Annotated in this window: 15 protein-coding genes and 1 pseudogene; 10 read left to right on the top strand and 6 right to left on the bottom strand. The window is 66.5% G+C overall.

What is annotated here, in order from left to right:
• From pgk to IPF36_RS29895, 5 genes and pseudogenes are all read left to right on the top strand, one after another.
• On the top strand, nt 1-159 hold a 159-nt coding region (pgk, locus tag IPF36_RS29915), incomplete at its 5' end, for a phosphoglycerate kinase (protein ID WP_195431830.1).
• Between the two features lie 36 nt (nt 160-195).
• Nucleotides 196-1,233, top strand: coding sequence for a class II fructose-bisphosphate aldolase (gene fba / locus IPF36_RS29910; RefSeq protein ID WP_133094601.1), 1,038 nt, complete (start codon nt 196-198; stop codon nt 1,231-1,233).
• A gap of 68 nt (nt 1,234-1,301) precedes the next feature.
• A pseudogene (locus tag IPF36_RS29905) lies at nt 1,302-1,806 on the top strand (Dyp-type peroxidase).
• Nucleotides 1,807-1,904: 98 nt separating this feature from the next.
• Nucleotides 1,905-2,927, top strand: a complete 1,023-nt coding sequence (locus tag IPF36_RS29900; protein WP_135702747.1) for a class I fructose-bisphosphate aldolase — start codon at nt 1,905-1,907, stop codon at nt 2,925-2,927.
• 313 nt (nt 2,928-3,240) lie between these two features.
• Nucleotides 3,241-4,983 carry a tannase/feruloyl esterase family alpha/beta hydrolase gene (locus IPF36_RS29895; RefSeq protein WP_135702746.1) on the top strand — a complete coding sequence of 581 codons (1,743 nt, stop codon included), beginning with the start codon at nt 3,241-3,243 and terminating at the stop codon, nt 4,981-4,983.
• Nucleotides 4,984-5,075: 92 nt separating this feature from the next.
• Here IPF36_RS29895 and IPF36_RS29890 read toward each other — a convergent pair whose 3' ends face one another.
• Complete coding sequence (locus IPF36_RS29890) at nt 5,076-5,699, bottom strand: FMN-binding negative transcriptional regulator (protein ID WP_195431823.1); 624 nt, start codon at nt 5,697-5,699, stop codon at nt 5,076-5,078.
• Nucleotides 5,700-5,780: 81 nt separating this feature from the next.
• Between IPF36_RS29890 and IPF36_RS29885 the strand changes: the two genes are divergently transcribed.
• Nucleotides 5,781-7,265 (top strand): PLP-dependent aminotransferase family protein, encoded by a 1,485-nt coding sequence (locus IPF36_RS29885; RefSeq protein ID WP_195431822.1) that lies wholly within the window; start codon nt 5,781-5,783, stop codon nt 7,263-7,265.
• Between the two features lie 110 nt (nt 7,266-7,375).
• Complete coding sequence (locus IPF36_RS29880; protein WP_135702743.1) at nt 7,376-8,092, top strand: DUF899 family protein; 717 nt, start codon at nt 7,376-7,378, stop codon at nt 8,090-8,092.
• A gap of 74 nt (nt 8,093-8,166) precedes the next feature.
• On the opposite strand, the gene IPF36_RS29875 is transcribed toward IPF36_RS29880, so the two are convergent.
• Together IPF36_RS29875 and IPF36_RS29870 are read right to left on the bottom strand one after the other, a co-directional pair.
• Nucleotides 8,167-9,117 (bottom strand): tripartite tricarboxylate transporter substrate binding protein, encoded by a 951-nt coding sequence (locus IPF36_RS29875; protein WP_240745854.1) that lies wholly within the window; start codon nt 9,115-9,117, stop codon nt 8,167-8,169.
• A 141-nt stretch (nt 9,118-9,258) separates the two neighbouring features.
• Complete coding sequence (locus tag IPF36_RS29870) at nt 9,259-9,891, bottom strand: TVP38/TMEM64 family protein (RefSeq protein WP_368671209.1); 633 nt, start codon at nt 9,889-9,891, stop codon at nt 9,259-9,261.
• Between the two features lie 670 nt (nt 9,892-10,561).
• On the opposite strand from IPF36_RS29870, the gene IPF36_RS29865 reads away from it, so the two are divergent.
• Nucleotides 10,562-12,589 (top strand): kelch motif-containing protein, encoded by a 2,028-nt coding sequence (locus IPF36_RS29865; RefSeq protein WP_195431820.1) that lies wholly within the window; start codon nt 10,562-10,564, stop codon nt 12,587-12,589.
• 241 nt (nt 12,590-12,830) lie between these two features.
• Entirely contained in the window at nt 12,831-13,295 is a 465-nt protein-coding gene (locus IPF36_RS29860; protein ID WP_135703942.1) for a RidA family protein, read from the top strand.
• A 17-nt stretch (nt 13,296-13,312) separates the two neighbouring features.
• Here the strand turns inward: IPF36_RS29860 and IPF36_RS29855 are convergent, their stop codons facing one another.
• Nucleotides 13,313-14,224, bottom strand: coding sequence for a LysR family transcriptional regulator (locus IPF36_RS29855; protein ID WP_135702739.1), 912 nt, complete (start codon nt 14,222-14,224; stop codon nt 13,313-13,315).
• Between the two features lie 304 nt (nt 14,225-14,528).
• Between IPF36_RS29855 and IPF36_RS29850 the strand changes: the two genes are divergently transcribed.
• A complete protein-coding gene (locus IPF36_RS29850; protein WP_135702738.1) occupies nt 14,529-15,239 on the top strand; it encodes an SDR family NAD(P)-dependent oxidoreductase in 711 nt (236 codons plus the stop codon).
• A gap of 76 nt (nt 15,240-15,315) precedes the next feature.
• Here IPF36_RS29850 and IPF36_RS29845 read toward each other — a convergent pair whose 3' ends face one another.
• Both IPF36_RS29845 and IPF36_RS29840 read right to left on the bottom strand, forming a co-directional pair.
• Complete coding sequence (locus IPF36_RS29845) at nt 15,316-16,554, bottom strand: polysaccharide pyruvyl transferase family protein (protein ID WP_195431819.1); 1,239 nt, start codon at nt 16,552-16,554, stop codon at nt 15,316-15,318.
• 4 nt (nt 16,555-16,558) lie between these two features.
• Nucleotides 16,559-19,966, bottom strand: a complete 3,408-nt coding sequence (locus IPF36_RS29840; RefSeq protein ID WP_195431818.1) for an adenylate/guanylate cyclase domain-containing protein — start codon at nt 19,964-19,966, stop codon at nt 16,559-16,561.
• Between the last annotated feature and the right edge of the window lie 81 nt (nt 19,967-20,047).

The raw sequence follows: 20,047 nt of genomic DNA, 5'->3' as shown, positions 1-20,047 counted from the left end.
TCGATCGCCGGCGGCGGCGACACGCTGGCCGCCATCGCCAAGTACGGCATTGCCGACCGTGTCGGCTACATCTCCACCGGCGGCGGCGCGTTCCTGGAATTCCTGGAAGGCAGGAAGCTGCCCGCACTGGACGTGCTGGAGCAGCGCGCCGCCGGCTGACCCGTATTACCAAGCATCGACTAAAGGAGCTTCACCATGGCACTCATTTCCTTGCGACAGCTGCTGGACCACGCGGGAGAGTACGGCTACGGCGTGCCGGCATTCAACGTCAACAACCTGGAACAGATTCACGCCATCATGGAAGCGGCCGAGGAGACCGACAGCCCGGTCATCCTGCAGGCCTCGGCCGGCGCGCGCAAGTATGCCGGCGAGGCCTACCTGCGGCATATGGTGCTGGCCGCTGCCGAAACCCATCCGGACATCCCCATCGTGCTGCACCAGGACCACGGCTCCAGCCCGGCCGTGTGCCAGGCCTCGATCCGCTCCGGCTTCACCAGCGTGATGATGGACGGCTCGCTGCGCGAAGACATGAAGACGCCGTCGGACTACGACTACAACGTCGAGGTCACGCGGCGCGTGTGCGAGATGGCGCATGCGGTCGGCGTGTCGGTGGAAGGCGAACTCGGCTGCCTGGGCTCGCTCGAAACCGGGCAGGCCGGCGAAGAGGACGGCGTGGGCGCGGCAGGCACGCTGTCGCACGACATGATGCTGACCGACCCGGCGCAGGCGCGCGACTTTGTCGCACGCACCGGCGTGGATGCGCTGGCCATCGCCATCGGCACCAGCCACGGCGCCTACAAGTTCTCGCGCAAGCCCACCGGCGACATCCTGGCGATGGACCGCATCCGCGAGATCCACGAGCAGATCCCCGATACCCACCTGGTGATGCACGGCTCCAGCTCGGTGCCGCAGGAATGGCTGGAGATCATCCGCCAGTACGGCGGCGAGATCAAGGAGACCTACGGCGTGCCGGTCGAGGAAATCCTGCGTGGCATCAGGATGGGCGTGCGCAAGGTGAATATCGACACCGATATCCGCCTGGCCATGACCGGGGCGATCCGCAAGTCGCTGTCCGAGGACCGCAGCGAGTTTGATCCGCGCAAGGCCCTGCTGGCGGCCAAGAAAGGGGCCAAGGGCGTGGTGAAGCTGCGTTTCGAGGCCTTCGGCTGCGCCGGGCAGGCGTCGCGGATCAAGCCGGTGGGGATGGAAAGGATGGCGGGGCTCTACCGCTAGCGGCGCTCGCAGTACCACCACCCCGCCACGGCGATCCGGCTGCAGAGCCGCAAGCCGTCAGCAGCCCCATCACCCGTAGCGCGATTTTCATCGTCGCGACCCTTTCACCCGGCGCCGCGCACGCCGAAACCGTGCGGGCGTGGTGCGCGGATGTGGCCGCGCTGGTCCGTGCCGTAGGCAAGCGGGTCCAGGGCGGCAACCTTTCCTGTGTCTGCGGCTTCGGATCCGGGGCCTGGGACACGCTGTTCGGACAGCCACGGCCGGCCTCGCTGCATCCGTTCCGCGAATTCGGCAGCGGCGCGCGCCGCGCCATGGCCATGTGACAACATGCCGTTCGGGCAACCGGGCAAGGGCGAGTTCGGTACCTTCTTTATCGGCTACGCCCGCTCTCCCGCGCCGGTCGAGCAGATGCTCGAGAACATGTTCGTGGGGCGCCCGCCCGGCAACTATGACCGGCTGCTGGACTTCAGCGAGGCGGTCAGCGGCAACCTGTTCTTCGTGCCGCCTGCCTCGCTGCTGGAGGCGCTTGCCGAACGCCGCCCGGGAGGCGCCGATACCGGTGAGGCTCGGTAGTTCCGCGTGGCGGTCCGCGACGGCCCGCACGCCGGTCGCTTGCGCAATCGCACCGAGGCGCCAATGCTTGTTGTTATACCCCCTCCCGGAGCAACGCCATGGACACAGCAAGCGAACTGCAAGCCACCGTCGACGCCATGGTGCAGGGCGCCAAAGGCCTGCTGGCCGCCGACGAAAGCGGGCCGACCATCGCCAAGCGGTTCGACCGCATCGGTGTGGAATCCAGCGAGGAGAGCCGCCGGGCGTGGCGCAACCTGCTCCTGTCCACGCCGGGCCTGGGCGAGTTCATCAGCGGCGTGATCCTGTACGAGGAGACCCTGGGCCAGCGGGCCGACGATGGCACGCCGCTGCCCGAACTGGCCGCGCGCCAGGGCATCGTGCCCGGCATCAAGGTCGACAAGGGCAAGCTCGCGCTGGCGCACGCACCCGGGGACGAAATCACCGAAGGCCTCGACGGGCTGGCAAAACGGCTTGCCGGCTATCGCCAGCAGGGCGCGCGCTTTGCCAAATGGCGTGCCGTCTACAACGTGTCCGACAAGCTGCCGGGCCGGCTTGCCATTCACGCCAACGCCGAGGCGCTGGCGCGCTATGCCGCGATCTGCCAGGAGGCAGGGATCGTGCCCATCGTCGAACCCGAGGTGCTGATGGATGGCGCGCACAGCATGGCGCGCTGTGCGGAAGTCACCGAAGCCGTGCTGCATGAGGTGTTCGACGCCTTGCAGCGGCATGCGGTGGTGTTCGAGCACATGCTGCTGAAACCCAGCATGGTGCTTCCAGGCAAGGATGCGGGGCAGGCGGCACCGGCAGAGGTTGCCACGCAGACCGTACAGGTGCTCAGGCGCACCGTGCCCGCCGCGGTGCCGGGTATTTTTTTCCTGTCCGGCGGCCAGACGCCCGCCGAAGCCACCGCCAATCTCGATGCGATGAACCGGCTCGGCCCGTTGCCCTGGCGGCTCAGCTTCTCCTATGGGCGCGCCTTGCAGGAGCCGCCATTGCTGGCGTGGCGCGGGGAGCCGGCCAACGCCGCGCTGGCGCAACGGGCGCTGCTGCAGCGCTCGCGGCTCAACGCCATGGCGTGCCTGGGGCAATACGAAGCGGCGATGGAGAACGCCGCGGCCTGATCAACGCGCAAGATGCCGGCGGGCGTGCTCTTCTATCGCTGAATCGCCGGCGGCCTGCCGCGCCGTTTGCAGGTCCTTCCCGATTCGATTGAAAGAACTTCCGGTCGCCGGCCCGGGTGCGCGTGTGACGCGCGCATCCGGCAAACACCCGGCCCTCCGCTTCGGCAATACGGAACATATTTCACGCTCCACATCCGTCTCATCACCTGCGTGCTGGCATGCCGAATGCAGACGCAGGCACCGAGGATTATCCCGCCGGGGCCGAGGTCCCGGCGGCGCTATCCCGTCCCAGGAGACCCCGTGGAGAAGACAAATGTCAACCGACTTGCAAAGCAGAGTTTTGCCAGTGACCTTCAAACTGGCTCCCGTCCTCGTTGCGACCGTGGCCGGCCTTGTGCTGAGTGCCTGCGGCGGCGGTGACGGTGACAACGATCATCCCCCGCCGGTAAAGACCCCGGTATCGTGCCAGAACTTGCCGGGCAAGACCGTCCCCGCGAGCAGCATCGGCCTGCCTACCAAGGGCGCAACGGTTGCCGAGACCGACATGGTGCCGGCCACCGGCGGCGGGCAGTTGGGCACTGGCGCGTATTGCAAGGTAACGGGGACCATCGCGCCCGTCGATCCGACGGCGCCACCGATCCGGTTCGAGATAAACATGCCCGCCAGCTGGAACCAGAAGGTGGTGATGTTCGGCGGCGGCGGCTATGACGGGACCATTCCCAACACGGCAGGCAATGTGCCGGCCGGACCGACTGACCAGCCCTCGCCACTGGCGCGCGGCTATGCCACCTTCGCCAGCGATTCCGGCCACCAGGCGGGTGCGCTCGGCAGCCGCGACGGCTCGTTCGGCGTCAATGACGAGGCGCTGCGCAACTATGCCAGCGACGCGCTGAAGAAGACGCGCGACGTGGCGATCGCGCTGATCCAGATGCACTACCAGGCCGATGGCCCGAAGAAGGCCTACTTTGCCGGCGGATCGACCGGCGGCCGCGAAGCGCTGGCCGTGGTGCAGCGCTGGCCGCAGGACTGGGATGGCGCCATCGTGCTCTATCCCGCCTGGAATGCCGCCAGCCTGGACCTGCAGTTCGGCCGCATCACCCGCGCGCTGGCCGCGCCGGGCGCCTACCCGAACCAGCCCAAGCGCAAGGTGCTATACGACGCCGCCATTGCCGCGTGCGACGACCTCGACGGCGTCAAGGACGGCCTGATCAGCAATGTCGCCGCCTGCAATGCCAGCTTCGACCCATCCACGGCCATGCTCAACGGCCAGCCGGTCCGCTGCGCCAACGGCGCCGACGCCGGGGACACGTGCCTGTCCGACGCGCAGATCAACGCGCTGAAGGTGTACAACTCGCAGATCGTGTTCGGCTATGCGCTGGGCAGCGGCGAGACGCAGTATCCGGGCTTCAACGTCTGGGGCGCCGACCTCGGCTTGGCCGGCAACGCATCCGTCCAGCCGACAGTCATTGCCCTGGCGCTCAACATCGATGCCCCGGTCAATCCGATGCCCGCTACCGCGCCGTACATGAGCGTGTTTTGGGACCAGTGGGTGCGCTACTTCGTCACGCGCGATCCGACCTTCAACTCGCTGACGCTCGACCCGCAGAACCCGGGGCCCTGGCAGGACCGCATCAGCCAGCTTGCCGGGCTGCAGGACATCAACAAGACCGACCTGTCCGCGTTCATGAACAAGGGCGGCAAGATCCTGATGGCGCACGGCAAGTCCGATGCGCTGGTCAGCACGCGCGCGACCGAGGACTACTTCACGCGCGTACAGGGAACGATGGGCGCGGGCAATGTCGCCAACTTCATGCGTTACTACGAAATCCCGGGCTACGGACACTCGATAAGCTCGGTGTTCAATGCTTCGTGGGACTCGCTGACGGCGCTTGAGAAGTGGGTCGAGCAGGGCACCGCGCCGGCTTCGCTGACGGTGACCGACACGGTCGGCGTGCCGGGCCGCACGCGGCCGCTGTGCGAATACCCGAGCTGGCCGAAGTACAACGGCGCCGGCGATGTGAACCTGGCATCGAGCTTTACCTGCGCGACGCAATAATGCGGAGGCAGGCGTAGGAAAAAGGGGCGAGCCCGCGCGGCTCGCTTCTTTTTGCTTGCTTGCGCTTTTACTTGCTCTTTTACTTGCCTGCCTTACCCGGCACGACGCATGGACTGCGCGAGTTCGCCGAATCCCCGCGCTTGCAGCGATTCCGCGGCACCCAGCCGGTCGCGCGCTTCCCGGTTCTGGCTCAGCTTGACCTTGCCCTGCAGCGCAGTGACAGCGATCTCGATGCCGACGATATGGCGCAGCATGCCGTCGATGAATTCGGGCGTGGAGTCGCCCATCTTCCATGGCCTGGGCTCGTCCGCTTCGTGCCGGCGCGTCAGGCGCGCGACGATGCGCCGGACGAAGCGTTCGTCGTCATGCACGGTGAGCGTGCCGTGCGCGTGTACCACCTCGTAGTTCCAGGTCGGCACCAGCCGGTGCGCCTCGTGCTTGCTCGGGTACCAGTTTGGCGAGATGTAGGCCTCGGCGCCGCGAAAGACGACCATCACCGGCGTGCCGGAAGGGCAGCGCTGCCAGACCGGGTTGGCACGCGCCACGTGGGCGCTGAGCACGCCGTGCGAGCCCGCGTCGGCGTCGAACTCGAACGGAATGTGGTCGGCATCCAGCGTGCCGCTTGCCTGGGTGACCAGCATGCCGAGCGGGTGCGCGCGAATGATGCGCGCAAGTTCTTCTGGGCGGGTTTCTGCGAAGTGGGCGGGGATGTACATGGGGCGAACGGGTGTCCTGGCGTCGTAGATACTGTCTCCTGTAACTGGCACAATCGGAAGGTCCAGTTTTCAGGATTTTTTATGGGCCAGATTCCCCGACCCAACGGCCCGCGGCCGGGCGCCAGCGGCGCGGGACGCCGCATCTACGACCTGCTGCGCGGCCAGATCTCGGACGGCGTGCTGCCGCCGGGCGCGCCCGCACCGTCCACGCGGGCGCTGGCAGCCGAGCTGGGGGTATCCCGCACCACGGTCACCGCGGCCTATGAGCAGTTGGCGGCCGAAGGCTTTCTCGTCACGTCGGCGGGGCGCGCGGCGCGGGTTGCCAATGCGCTGGCGGCGCCGGCGCCTGCCAGCGCGGCCGGGACGCCGCGCCTTGCCTCCCGTTTGCCGCTGTCCCGCTTTGCACGCCGGCTGGCGGACATCGGCATGCCGGCATTCCCCGACGCGGAACCGCTTCGTTTCGACTTCCGCTATGGCGCGGTGGCGTCGCGGGATTTCCCTACGCTGGCGTGGCGGCGCGCCTATCAGGCCGAACTGCTGCGTCAGCAGGACGGCCTTTACTATGCGGCGCCGGAGGGCGACCCTGCGCTGCGCCGCGCCCTGCAGGGCTATCTGCGGCGGGCCCGCGGGCTTGCCTGCGAGCCCACGCAAATCGTGGTGGTGAACGGCTCGCAACAGGCCATCGACCTGTGCGCGCGGCTGCTGCTGGATGCCGGCGACGCCTTCGCCTTTGAAGATCCCGGCTACCTGATGGCCCGGTGCTGCTTCGCGGCGACCGGCGCCACCTGTCTGCCCACGCCCGCGGACGAACACGGACTGGATACCGCCAGCCTGCCGCAGCACGAGCGCGTCCGCCTGGCATACGTGACGCCATCGCACCAGTTCCCGCTGGGTGGCGTGCTGCCGGTCGGCCGGCGCATGGAATTGCTGCAATGGGCACAGCGCCACGATGCCTGGATCGTCGAAGACGACTACGACGGCGAGTTCCGCTACGGCCAGCGCCCGATCGACACGCTGCAGTCGATCGACACCGACGGACGCGTGATCTACGTCGGCACCCTCTCCAAGGCATTGTCGCCGCAACTGCGGCTCGGCTACCTGGTGCTCCCTGCCGAACTGGTGCCGGTGTTCCGGCAGGCCAAGCGGCTGGCCGACCGCCATGCGCCGGTGCTGGAGCAGCGCGCGCTGGCCGCGCTGATCGAGAGCGGCGCCTACGAACGCCATGTGCGGCGCATGCGCCGGGAGAACGAGCGCCGCCGTGCGGCGTTGCTGGATGGCATTGCCCGCTACCTGCCCGCGGATGCCGAGGTCAGCGGCACGGCGGCCGGCCTGCATGTGGTGCTGTGGCTGCCGTCGCTGCGCCCGCGGGACGAAGCGGCGCTGGCGGCTGCCGCGCGGGAGCAGGACGTGGGCGTTTATCCGTTGTCGCCGCTGTTTGCCTTGCCGCCGTCGCCAGGACCCACACGACCGGCCGGGCTGGTGCTGGGCTATGCCAGCCTGACGACCCGGCAGATTGAGGAAGGCATGCGCATCCTGGGCGCGGTCATCGCGGCTATGGCCGCGTGAACCCTATGCTGCGGTGCTATCGGATCGCGTCTATGCCGGTGTGCTCGAAGGCGCGGAGAACCGATCCCGGCGTCGACAAGCCTAACAGGGAGCAACCGCAGGAGGCTAGCATGTTGCACGTCACTTACCCCAACGAAAGCGCCGAGTACCGCAAGGCGCGGAACGCACTGCTTGAAGAGGAAATTGCGTTGCGAAGGCATATCGAGGCCGTCGCGGCGCAGCGCCGCGCGCTGCCGCCAGGCGGCGAAGTGCCGCAGGACTACGTGTTCGAGCGGATCGGCGCGAACGGCATGCCCGAAACGGTCGCAATGTCCGGGCTGTTCGGCCCGCATCCCACCCTGGTCCTGTACAGCTTCATGTACGGCCCGGACCGCGATACGCCATGCCCGATGTGCACGCTCTTGCTCGACTCCGTCAACGGCGCGGCCAGGCATGTCGGCCAGCGTGCTGCGCTCTATATCGTCGCCAAGTCGCCCATCGCGCGGCTGGTCGCGTGGGCGCGCGAACGGGGATGGGCGCATCTTCAGTTCCTCTCGACCGCGGGCAACAGCTACGACGCCGACTATTTCGGAGACTCAACGAAACTGCCGGCGCAGATCCGGGCGTTGAGCGGCGGGAAGCCCGGCGAGGAATGGGACGACACCGCATTCAACGTATTCCGTCTCGACCACGGCAAGGTCCGCCACTTCTGGGGCAGCGACCTTACCTGGGCACCGGCGGACGTTGGCACGGATCATCGATCCGGCGACGCCGTCAGTGCGCTCTGGGGCCTGCTCGACATGACGCCCGAGGGGCGTGGGCAGTTCATGCCGAAGCTTGCCTACTAACGCCCCGCGCGCGACCAGTCCTTCGTCGCAGGATGCGCTGACAGCGCAGGCCATTGCGACGGCCTGCGCTGCCATCACTTCTCCTGCATCCTGGCCGCCTTGACGATCTCGCCCAGCCGCTTCCGTTCCGCATTGACGAACTTCACGAAATCCGCACGCGTGCCGCCGATCGGCTCGATGCCGACGGCCTTCAGCTTGGCGGAGGCGTCGGGATCTTTCATGGCCTTGTCGACCGCCGCGGCGACCTTGTCGAGAATGGCGTTGGGCGTGCCCTTGGGCGCGTGGACACCGGCCCAGTGGGCGATCTGCAAATCCGGAAAACCCTGCTCGACCGCGGTGGAGAGCTGCGGGTAGGCCGAGATGCGCTGCGTCCAGGTCGTGGCCAGCGCCTTGAACTTGCCTTCGTGCAGGATGTGCGGCAGCGCGATGATGCTGGCCTCGGAGGTGCCCTCCACCTGGCCGCCCAGCACTGCCGTGGTGCTCTCCGACCCGCTCTTGTACGGCACCGGCTGCAGCTTCGCGCCGTACTTTACGTTCAGGATCTCGGCGACAAAGTGGGGCGTGCTGCCGGTTCCCGCGGTGGCGAAGTTGAAGCCGGTGCCTTTCTTCGAGGCCTCGACAAAGTCGCGCAAGTCCTTGTAGGGCGCGTTCTTCGGCACGACGATCACCGACGGCGCGAGGCCGATCATGGCGACCGGCACCAGGTCGTCGTCCTTGAACGGCATCGACTTCTTGATCATGCTGTTGGAAATGACACCGGCGGCGCTGATCAGGAAGGTGTAGCCATCGGGCTTGCTCTTGGCCACCACGTCCGCGCCGACGGTGCCACCGGCGCCCGGGCGGTTCTCGACCAGTACGGTCTGCCCCAGCTCCTTGGAAGCGCCCTCGGCCGCGGCGCGCGCCATCAGGTCATTGGCGCCGCCAGCGGCGAAAGGCACGACAAAGCGGATGGGTTTGTTCGGCCACTGCCCTTGTGCCGAGGCCGGCGTAGCGGCAATCAGGCTTGCCGTGGCCAGCAGGCCCAAGGCGAATCGATATTTCGTGGTCAAGGCTTGTCTCCGTGTGTGGATCAGGGAATCGGCTCGTCAGCGTATGTCTTTTGTGCCGGTAATCCTATATTCACCCGGGGACTGCCCGCAACGACCTGATCTGAGCCGACGCCCGCCTCAGCGCCGACGCAGGCCGCCAGCCTTGTGCTTCCTGGCCGTACGCAGCGCCAGTCCCGCCAGCACCGCGACGACCGCCAGGATGCCGGCGGCGATGAAGAAGGGCAGGGGCCGGTCGATCGCCAGGCTCTCGCCCGCGACGACGATGCCAATCGCATAGCCCGCTTCGGCGATGGCGATGGCGGCCAGGAACTTCGCGAAGGGGTAGCGCATCGTGCCAAAAAGATAGCCGGGAATTTCGGACGGCACCGCGATGCAGAACAGCAGCACCGCCCAGAATCTGATGCGCTTCGATACGTAGTCCTGGTACTTCGCCAGCTTGTCCGCATAACCGCTGCGGGCAAGCAACGGATAGGCGAGACGGCCGATGCCGTAGGCGGCAACCGCGCCCAGCACCCAGCCGCCCCAGAGCAGAAGAACGGTGAGGGGCTTGCCAAACACGGCGCTGGCCGGCGGCACCAGGACCACGCTCGAGGCGAAAGCGAGCATGGCAGATACGGCGGAGAACAGGAAGAAAACCAGCGCGCCAGCCCCGGGATGCTGTTCCATCGTTGCCTGGGCCCAGGCGATGGCCTGGTCGGCAAAGCCCTTGACGGGCGGGGACAGCACGGCCAGGGCGATCAGCGCCGCCACGGTGCCGACTGCAGACCAGAACCAGATGGTGCGCCGATTGGCAGACAATTTGCTCAGCATATAAAAATTAGAACCGCGGGCAGGGCCGAAGTTTCGATGCGAGGGCACGGTGGATCACGACGGGGGGCGCCGTGCGCGCGGCCACTGGCGGCAATTTCGAGTTTTAGCTCGCGGCACAAACTGCAAGAGATTGACGGCTCATTGCCCCGCTAGAGACATACGAGCCCCGACGTAGTTGTCTCCTCTCTGAAACGTTCTTTCCGGTTTGCGCTGGCCGGCAATTCTTCCACCGCAAAATTTCCGAACAGAATCAAGACGCTAGCCCGGTTGGCACCGATCTCGCTTAGCCATTTGAATCAATTCGCTATTCCGGGGAGATGCCGGGCGTGGGCCGGCGATGCCGGCACGCGCTCAAGTTGGCAGTGAAGCTACCGCCCGAAGGCAGTATTGGAGGGCGCAGCCGAGACCAGGGATGTCGTCCCGCGCGCTTCCCTGTCTTGCGACGCTGCGGGTGCACCGCATGTCCAGGGCATAGCCAAATGCGCCACGGAAATCAGAGAAGGAGGGCGCCACCAGTACCTTGGTTGAAACAGCTTTTCAAGGGCTGGGGGCACTGCTGGCTGCAGTCCTCCCGGCTGTTTCCTGCATTGATGGCTTCAAAGGTGGTCGTATGGCAAATCGTCGTAAGGCCCTGTCACTGGCGCTGACAGGCACATGCTCGTTCTGGCTTATCGCCGCGCCGGCCGGTACCGCTGCGGCGGTGGAGGCATGCCCTGCCGCGGGTGCGACGGTATGTGGGGTAAACAGCGGTCTGATTCCCGTGCACAAGGATTTCATCCACACCTCGCTGATATGGAATAAGAAGTACGCGGAATGCCCGAAAATGCTGATCTGGATGCGGCCATCTGAGTACAAGCCGAAGCACTATCTGAATCCGCCGGTGCAGGGTGGTGGCTTCCCGGGATTCAACCAGAAGTACATCGAACTGGTACAGGGCGGTTTCGGGCTCGGACAACTCGACGAAAGCGGCTGGTCGCGCTACAGCTCCGACCTCGAACGTGAAAACACCCAGATCGTGGATGTCTGTGGACTGCAGTCCCTGATCGATACCGGCATATTCACCAAGACGGCTATCGCCGACCTGACCAGCGCGGACATCAGCCATACCGATCCGTTCTTTTCGGACGCAGGCTTTTCCAGGGGACTGGGATATAACCTGTTCTGCAATGGCCACGTGGCTGGCATCGATGGCCGCATCTATGTAGTCGGGTTGCATGACAAGGGCGGCAACAATGGCGGCAGGAAGGTCAATATATTCGACCCCAAGACCGAGCAATGGGTATTCAGGCCCACGCCCTGCGTCAGGTCAGGCTTTGAATCGGATCCGACCGGCACCTTGTCGCATTGCAATCCCCTCGATGAGAACAACACCGACCCGCCGCTCCCCTCGGACCTGAAGTACCAGCGGTGGTACCCCACCGCCGTGACCCTGCCCGACGGGAAGATCCTGGTGCTGTCCGGCTCGGACCAGGATACCAGCGTGGGGGCGGGCAACGCGAGCGCCACCAAGGTACGGCAGGCGGTACCCGAGGTGTACGACCCCAAGACGGACACGACGGTGGCGCTGGAGAGCGCGCGCAAGCTGTTGCCAATGTATCCGCGCGCCTTTGTGGTCCAGACCGGCCCTGGCGAGAAGGACTGGAAGGTCGCGGTGACATCCGAAGTCGTGCCGCCCCTGCCCGGGGAAACGGGCGGCCTCAACATCCGCGGATATGACCCGTTCTTCTACAGCGGCAAGACCTACCTGTTCGATGTCCAGGCAGCGCTGGCCGATCCGCTGATCGCCACGCCGGCGCAAAACCATTGGCAATATGTCGATACCGCGCAGAATGCCCACGACAGTGGTGCCGGGGCCATCATGGTAACGATCAACGCGGATGGCACGTGGTCGCAAAACGTGTTCCTGTTCGGCGGATCGAATGGCGGCAACACACCGGGATCGGCGGTTGCGGAAACCATCAACTTCTCCAGCGCGACGCCAAAATGGACGTCCCTTAGCAACCTGGCCCAGCCGGTCTCCCAGAACAATGTGGTCGTGCTGCCGGACGGGAAGCTGCTGGTCGTTGGTGGTGCCGAGGGCGACGTCAACAGCCTCGTCTACCAGCTGTACAATCCGGCCGACGGCAGCAGGACCGACGTGGCCACTTCGCCGGTGCCACGGCATGACCATTCCACTGCGCTGCTGATGCCAAATGGCGGTGTATGGGTGATGGGCGGCAACCGGGTCAACCTGATACCGGGATCGCCGCAGACGCAGGCGCAGCGTGACGCCGCCGTACCGGTCATCGAGTTCTACAAGCCGCCGTATTTCTTCAAGGGCGCGAAGCCGGTCATCACCCAAAGTCCCAACAGCATCCACTACGGCAACAGCTTCAAGCTCGACGTCTCCGGTACTGAGGTCGAGTCGGTGGCGCTGGTTCGTACCGGTCCGATCACGCACAACTGGACCTGGGGAAACCGGTACGTGAAGCTGCCGGTGCGGCTTCACAACGACGGCAAGCTGGAGGTCACCGCGCCGCCGCTGCCAGGGCTGGCGATTGCCGGCGACTACGTGCTCTACGCCGTTGGCAAGAACGGGACCGTCAGCGAAGGGCGGCATGTGCTGCTGAAGTCCAAGGGGGAACCTGCGAACGATTAGACATTGGCAGGTATTGACCGCCGGACCCGTCCGGGCCCTTCGTTCGCGAAGCGGCCCCCGACGGGCACGCGGATTTGTTCCATGGCGTTTCTATTCCTGTTCCCGCCGGTGCCTGTATTCCCGGTCAATGCGCACCTAAACTGAGCCTGACAGGAGAAGGCCGAAGACTGCGCTGCCGCCATTCAGGCCAGCCGCACGGCACTCCCGATTCACAGCACACCCGACCAGACTGGAATACATGATGTCCGTACATGAACGACTTTCGGCGCGCGGACTGGCGCTGCCGCGGCCCCCGCAACCACTGGGCAGCTATACCGCCGTCAGCCAGGCGGGAGACCTGCTCTTCATCTCCGGCCAGTTGCCATTGCAGGACGGCAAGGTGGCCTGGCAAGGCCAGGTCGGCAAGGACCTGACGGTCGGGCAGGGCAAGCTGGCCGCCGAACTCGCGGCTCTCAACGTGCTGGCGCAGATCGATGACTGCCTGGGTGGCTTCGAGCGCCTGGACCATATCGTTCGCGTCGACGGCCACATTGCCAGCGCGCCGGGCTGGTTCGACCAGCCCGCGGTCCTCGACGGGGCTTCGGACCTGTTCCGCGATGTGCTGGGGGACAAGGCCGGCCATGCACGGACCATTTCCGCGCATTTCCAGCAGCCCGCCAATGCAGCGGTGATCCTCGTGGTGATTGCGCAGCTCAAGCCTGCGTGAGCGCTCCGCGTGGAGATTTACGCGGAAAACTTCTCCACCAGGAAGTCGACGAAGACGCGCACGCGGCGCGTCACGTGCCGCGCCGACGGGTAGAGCAGCACGAACGGCCGCGTACTGCCGCTGAATTCCTGCAAGACTTCCACCAGCGTGCCGTCGCGCAGGTCCTGTTCCACCACGAAGCGATAGGTCTGGAACAGGCCCGCTCCGGCGCGGACCAGCGTGGCCCCGCCGAGGATGTCTTCGGTCGCCGCATAGCCGCCGGTGGTGACGATATCGGTGTCTTCGCCATTGACGCGGAAGGTCCAGGGAATGCGCCGGCCGCTGCTGGGGCGTTCGAACTGGATGCATTCATGCCTGAGCAGGTCTTCCAGTGACCGGGGCGTGCCGGCGCGCTGCAGGTAGGCGGGCGTTGCCACGACCACCAGCTCGGCATCCTCCAGCTTGCGCGCAATCAGGTTCGAGTCGTCCGGCGCGCGGCCGCGCACCGACAGGTCATAGGTGTCGTCCGCGAAATCGACGTTGCGGTTGCTGATATGCACGTCGACCTCGACTTCCGGGTACTGCGCCCGGAACGCCGGCAGGACCGGCAGCACGCGGTAGTGGGCATAGGGCGTCGGCAGGCTGATCCGCAAGCGGCCCGCGGGCGCTGCGCGCTGGCCGCTGACCTGCCGCTCCGCATCCAATAGCTGCGCCAGCGCGCCCCGGCTTTGCTCGAAATACAGCCGGCCTTCGTCGGTCAGGCGGATCTGCCGCGTGGTGCGCACGAACAGGCGTACCCCCAGCCGTTCTTCCAGCCGCTGCACGGTGCGGCTGACTGCAGGCGGCGTCACGCCGGCCGCGACCGCGGCGGCGGTGAAGCTGCCCAGTTCGGCGGCCAGGCAGAACAGCTCGATGCTGCCGAGCTGGAGGTCATCGAATTGCCTTTTCATCGGGTCGGATCAGGCGGTGCATCGGGTGGCGGGAAGCGGTGTTCCCATCATATGTGGGCCTTTGCCAGAAGTCGATGGCGGCCGTCTAGCGGGCGGAAAAGCGGCCGGGAGTCGACGTTTCGCCGCCTTGGCAACGGTGCTTCCTGCGCCATTTGTTCCGCGCGTGCATAACTGTTTGTTCCGCCGAGGTCTTCGAACCACGGGACGGTTCTCCTAGATTTGAGCCCATCGGAGCCGTCGGCCCGATCGGCCCGAAGGACCTGAAGGACCCGAAGGCCGAATCAACTGACATCGAGGTAAGAAAATGAGTGCAGCACAGAAGGTTGTCGTCATCACCGGCGCATCGCAGGGCATCGGCGCGGAACTGGTCAAGGCATTCCGCGAGCGCGGCCATCGCGTGGTCGCCACCGCGCGCAGCATCAAGCCGTCGGACGACGCGGACATCCTGGCCGTTCCCGGCGATATCGCCGACCCCGCAACGGCGCGCCGCGTCATCGCCGAAGCCGTGGCGAAGTTCGGCCGCATCGATACGCTGGTCAACAATGCCGGCATCTTCGTCGCCAAGCCGTTCACCAGCTATACCGACGAGGACTATGCCACTGTCACGGGTATCAACCTGACGGGCTTCTTCCATATCACGCAGCTGGCCATTGCCGAAATGGAGAAGCAGCGCAGCGGCCATGTGGTCAGCATCACCACCAGCCTGGTCGACCATGCCATCAGCGGCGTGCCGTCGGTGCTGGCCTCGCTGACCAAGGGCGGGCTGAGCGCGGCGACGAAATCGCTGGCGATCGAGTATGCGAAGACCGGCATCCGCGCCAACGCGGTGTCGCCCGGCATCATCAAGTCGCCGATGCACCCGAAGGAAACGCATGAGGCGCTGGGCGCGCTGCATCCGGTGGGGCATATGGGCGAGATGCGCGATATCGTCGACGCCGTGCTGTACCTTGACCGCGCGCCGTTCGTGACGGGCGAGATCCTGCATGTCGACGGCGGCCAGAGCGCCGGGCACTGAGTCTCCTGCCCGCAAGGGATCGACGGCGCGACGGGGCAGTTGCCCTGTCGCGCCGTTTTGCGTTGAGCCACCGGTGCTAGCCGTCCTGAACCAGCTTGAACGCGGCACGGCACGCGGCGGCCCATTCGCGGGCCAGCGCGCTGCGCTGTGCAAGCCCGATTGCCAACGCCTGGTCCATGCTCGCCGCAAGTTTCTCTACGGGTACGGCCGCCGGCGCGCCGGCCGCGCCCCAGGCCGAGGCGAACGCAACCTGCTTGCTGGCTTCGGGCGGTTGCCCGGGCCGCAGCAGGCCCAGCCTCGGCAAGCCAAAGGCGCCTGCGACAATGCCGCCGTGCAGGCTGCTGCCGATGAAGCCCTGGCTGTGCGCGACCAACGCGCAGATGTCCCACAGGTCGAGCGAGCCAAAGAGCGCGACGTGCGCGCTGCGCAGCCGTGCGGCAAGGCGTTGGTAGCAAGCCAGGTCGTCATGCCATGGCGCGGCGCCGGCGCGGAACAGCACCACGCCCAGGTGCCTGTCCCGGGCGACGCGCTCGAGTTGGGAGGCCAGCTGTGCCAGGGTTTCGTCGTCGCCAAAATCGGCGCTGCACTGCACCGCCAGGTATCCGCCCGGGAAACCCGACCCGATGCGGGCGCATTCGCCATGGCCGGCGCGCCGGCGGATGCGATCGCCGAACAGTTCAGCCACCAGCACCGCCGGATCCGGCTCCAGGCGGCAATCGATGCCGTTCGCGGCGAGCACGGCCCGGGTTTGCCGGTCCCTGACGCCGACACTGGTGGCGGCGCCGAGCTTGGCCACCACTTCGGCCCGCATGCCGGACTCGACCGATCCCAGGTCAATGCCACCGGCGGCGTGGACAATGACGCGCCTGACATTGGCAAACAAAGTGGCAGGCAACAGGTAGGGAGCAAGGTCCGGCACGCCCAGTTGCCGCCGCGCCCACGCCGTGCGCTCGCGCGGATGGCTATCGAGCCGCGCTACCACTGCGCCGGCCTCGTCAGGCGGCAGCAGCATCACGGCGGCTTCCCACGGCGAGCACGTCAGGATTTCGCCGCCCACGTGGATGACCTCGACGGCGGCGTCGCCCACGGTGGCGGACAGATGCGCCAGCGCGCGGACCCGGTGGCCGCCATGGCGCCTCAGGTCGCGCCCGGCAAGACCTCCGAAATAGAGTTTGTCACTGGTGCGGTGCTGGCCGATCATGCGCCGCACCACATGCGCGAGCAGCAGGTCGCCGAAGTTGTGGCGGTCGAAGGCGCCGAACAGGATCGTGAAGGTCGCGGCGCCTGCCTGTTCCCGCGGCCCGGACGCTGGCATGGCATCAACGGGCGGACACGGCCTGCATGTCCGCGCTGTCGAAGCCTTCCGTCAGCCCGGCCCGGATGCCCGCCAGCAACTGGATGGCCGCTTGCTCCTTGCCTTGCTGCCGCCATAGCTGCGCCAGGTCCAGCGCGGCCCGCAATTCCAGCGACCTGGCATGCTGGTGGCGAGCCACTTCCATCGCCTTGTCGAAACACGCTTGCGCTTCGGCGTCGCCTTCAGGCCGCCCCTCGGCAGCCGACCGTTGCCGTACCAGCTCGCCGTTCAGGCGGTGCCATTCCGCGTCGCAATAGTGCTCCCCGGTCTGGTCCACCGCGTCCTTCGCCACGGCAAGCGCGTCCAGCCCCGCCTGCCATTGTCCCTGGCGTCCGTAGGCGTGTGCCAGCAGGCAGTGGAAGTGCGAATTCCCCAGGACCGCACCGGTCGCATGATAGGCGTCCAGCCCTTCATGCATCAGCGCGATGCCTGCCTGCTGCTGCCCCTGTTCCGTTAGCGCCCAACCGCGAAGGATGGTGGTCCACGCGCGCCACAGCGGGAAACCCTGCTCGGTCGACAGCGTGATGGCGGCATCGGCGTATTCCTGCGTGAGTTGGGGCTCGCGGCGGAACTGGTGCAATTCCGCGGCCTGGCACAGGGCATGCGCCAAACTGAAGGGGTGGGATATCTGCCGCGCCAGCGCAAGCCCGTCCTGCGCGCACTGGAGGGCCTGGTCCGGATAGCCAAGCGTCCAGAGCACGAGTGCTGACGCCGACAGGGCGCGCACTTCGGGATCCACGCCATGGACATTCAGGTGGGTGAGATGCGGTCCTGCGCCATAGAGCGCGAGGGCAGCGCGCAGATGGGTATGCGCGATGCCGAACCTGCCCAGGTAATACGCGCTCATCCCAAGCGCGACGTGCGCTTCTCCCGACAGCTCCGGATCGTTCGTTCGCCCGGCCAGCCGCAGCAGTTGCTTGCCCAGCCGGTAAGCCTTCGCATGCTCCGCCCGCAGCGAGAAGTAGGTACGCAGCCCGACCAGCGTCGGGAACAGCTGTAGCGTGTCGCCGCCCTGGCCGCACAGGGCCAGCGCGCGGCTGTAGGTGGCCTCGACCTCGGCGGCGGCAAAGCCCCGGGCGGCGATCAGCGCCGGCCCGATGGCCAGCCGCAGCGCGAGCTCCTGGTGTGCGCGTTCCGGGGTGTCCGGCTGGCGGCCGAGCAGTTCCAGTGCGGCATTCAGGTGGCTGATCGCCTCGTGGTAGGCCGAGCGCTGGATGGCCTGCTGTCCCGTGTACTGGAGGTATTCCACCGCCTTCGGGTCGTTGCCGCTGAGGCTGTAATGCCGCGCCAGTTCGCCGTAGTGGTCTTTCAGCTGGTTCTGGAACAGGGCCTCGATCGCCTGGGCGGTGCGCTGGTGCAGCGCGGTGCGCTGCTCCGTCAGCAGGCTGTTGCCGGCCACTTCCTGGGTCAGCGCATGCTTGAAGGTGTATTCGGTGTCGGGAAAGGCCGGCCGTTCGTAGATAAATTCCCCCGCCTGCAGCTGGGCGAGCAGCGGGCGCAACTGCTCATCGGGTTGCGCGACCACCCGCTGGATCAGGCTGAGCGTAAACTCTTTCCCGATCACGGCGAGGGTTTGCAGCAAGTCCTTCTCGGCACGGGACAGCCGGTCGATGCGGGCGGCAAGCACGCCCTGTACCGTGGTCGGGATATGGAGCGCCGTGGGCGTCTTCTCGATGCGGTAGTGGCCGGGCTCGCCAAGCAGCGCCTTTTCCTCGCACAAGGTTTGCACCACTTCTTCCATGAAGAAGGGATTGCCTTCGGTCTTTGCCAGGATCAGGCGCTTGAGGTCCGCCAGCGCCGGATCGTCGCCGAGGAGCGCGGTGAGCAGTTGCCCGGCTTCCGCCAGGCCCAGCGGGTCTAGCCGCAGCGGCGTGTAGCAGTCAAGATGGCTCCAGCCATGCTGGTACTCGGGCCGGTAGTTCAGCAGCAGCAGGATCCTGGCGTTGGCAAGGCGGTCGACGAGTACATCCAGGAAGGCTTCGGTCTCGCTGTCCAGCCATTGCAGGTCCTCGAACAGCAGCACCAGCGGCTGGTTGCGGCTCTCGCGCGCCAGCAGGGTGGTGATCGCCTCGAAGGTGCGCTGGCGCCGGATCAGCGGATCCATGTTCGGCAACGCCGAGCCCGGCTCGCTGATGCCCAGCAGGTGCAACAGGTATGGCAGCACGTCTTCCAGTCCCCGGTCGAGCATCACCACGCGGCCCGCCACCTTTTCGCGGGCCTTCCGTTCATCGTCGTGAGCCTCGATCTGGAAATAGTTCTTCACCAGCTCGATCAGCGGGAGGTAGGCAAAGGCCTTGCCGTGGGACACCGAAAACGTCTCCAGCTTCAGGCAGCTGCCCGGCGAACGCGCCTTGAATTCATGGAACAGCCGCGACTTGCCGACGCCGGCCTCGCCGACCACCGCAACGATCTGCCCCTGTCCAGCCGCTGAGCGCTGCAGTGCCTGGTGCAGCGTCTCCAGTTCCCGGTCGCGCCCGACGAAGCACGCCAGGCCCCGATGCGCCGACACCTGCAGGCGCGTACGCAGCGGCCCGATGCCGGTCAGCTCGTAGACGGCCAGCGGCATGGGAATCCCCTTGACCTGCGCTAGGCCCAGCGGCTTGAAGGCGAAATACCCTTCGGCAAGCCGCTGCGTGGATTCGCTGACGAAGATCGACGAGAGCGCCGCCATGGTTTCCATCCGCGACGCGATGTGGATGGTGTGGCCGACCGGATCGTAGTCCGTGTGCAGATCGTCCTTGCGGATCGAGCGCACCACCACTTCGCCGGTGTGGATGCCGACCCGGATCTGCAGCGAGATGCCTTGCTCCAGCCTGAGCCTGTCGCTGTGGCGCTGCATTGCCTTCTGCATGCGCAGCGCGGCGTAGAGCGCACGCTGGGGGTGGTCCTCGTGCGCGATCGGTGCGCCGAAAAGCGCCAGGATGCCGTCGCCCAATGACTTGGCAACGTAGCCCTCGTAGTAGTGCACCGCCTCCATCATCAGGTCGATCACCGGCGTGATCAGCCGGTGGGCGTCCTCTGGATCCAGGTCGTGGATCAGCGCGGTCGAGCCGGCCATGTCCGCAAACAGCACGGTGATGGTCTTGCGCTCGCCGGCGGGCTCGCCGCGGGCTTCCAGCGCCGCCTGCTCGCTGCGGATGCGCTCGGCGAGGTGGGGTGGCGTATAGGACACCGGGGACACCGGCGAGACCGGCGCGGTGGACGCGGCGGGTGCCGGTTCCCCACAAGGCTCGCCGCATGCACTGCAGAAGCGCGCCGCCGGCGCCAGGGCTTGGCCGCAACTGCGGCACTGGCGGACGAGGGCGCTGCCGCACTGCTGGCAAAAGTTGGCACCCGCGGTGTTATCGCATCCGCACTTTGTGCACTGCGCCATGGGGCCTCCTTGGGGACGCGTCCTTCATAGGATTAGTGCCCAAAGCCGTCCATCGCAAGAGGCGTTGCCAGGGATCGTGGT

Source organism: Cupriavidus sp. IK-TO18, from assembly GCF_015549295.1.
GTDB classification, from domain to species: Bacteria; Pseudomonadota; Gammaproteobacteria; order Burkholderiales; family Burkholderiaceae; genus Cupriavidus; species Cupriavidus oxalaticus_A.
Note: the sequence above shows the minus strand (reverse complement) of the source record. Positions and strands in the feature narration are given on the sequence as shown.

Bases quoted from the DNA above. Each gene is read 5' to 3' on its own strand.
- IPF36_RS29840 (WP_195431818.1), bottom strand. From the start codon at position 19,966: ATGGCGCAGTGCACAAAGTGCGGATGCGATAACACCGCGGGTGCCAAC.
- IPF36_RS29850 (WP_135702738.1), top strand. From the start codon at position 14,529: ATGAGTGCAGCACAGAAGGTTGTCGTCATCACCGGCGCATCGCAGGGC.
- IPF36_RS29895 (WP_135702746.1), top strand. From the start codon at position 3,241: ATGTCAACCGACTTGCAAAGCAGAGTTTTGCCAGTGACCTTCAAACTG.
- IPF36_RS29880 (WP_135702743.1), top strand. From the start codon at position 7,376: ATGTTGCACGTCACTTACCCCAACGAAAGCGCCGAGTACCGCAAGGCG.
- IPF36_RS29900 (WP_135702747.1), top strand. From the start codon at position 1,905: ATGGACACAGCAAGCGAACTGCAAGCCACCGTCGACGCCATGGTGCAG.
- IPF36_RS29855 (WP_135702739.1), bottom strand. From the start codon at position 14,224: ATGAAAAGGCAATTCGATGACCTCCAGCTCGGCAGCATCGAGCTGTTC.
- IPF36_RS29890 (WP_195431823.1), bottom strand. From the start codon at position 5,699: ATGTACATCCCCGCCCACTTCGCAGAAACCCGCCCAGAAGAACTTGCG.
- fba (WP_133094601.1), top strand. From the start codon at position 196: ATGGCACTCATTTCCTTGCGACAGCTGCTGGACCACGCGGGAGAGTAC.
- IPF36_RS29860 (WP_135703942.1), top strand. From the start codon at position 12,831: ATGTCCGTACATGAACGACTTTCGGCGCGCGGACTGGCGCTGCCGCGG.
- IPF36_RS29865 (WP_195431820.1), top strand. From the start codon at position 10,562: ATGGCAAATCGTCGTAAGGCCCTGTCACTGGCGCTGACAGGCACATGC.
- IPF36_RS29885 (WP_195431822.1), top strand. From the start codon at position 5,781: ATGGGCCAGATTCCCCGACCCAACGGCCCGCGGCCGGGCGCCAGCGGC.
- IPF36_RS29845 (WP_195431819.1), bottom strand. From the start codon at position 16,554: ATGCCAGCGTCCGGGCCGCGGGAACAGGCAGGCGCCGCGACCTTCACG.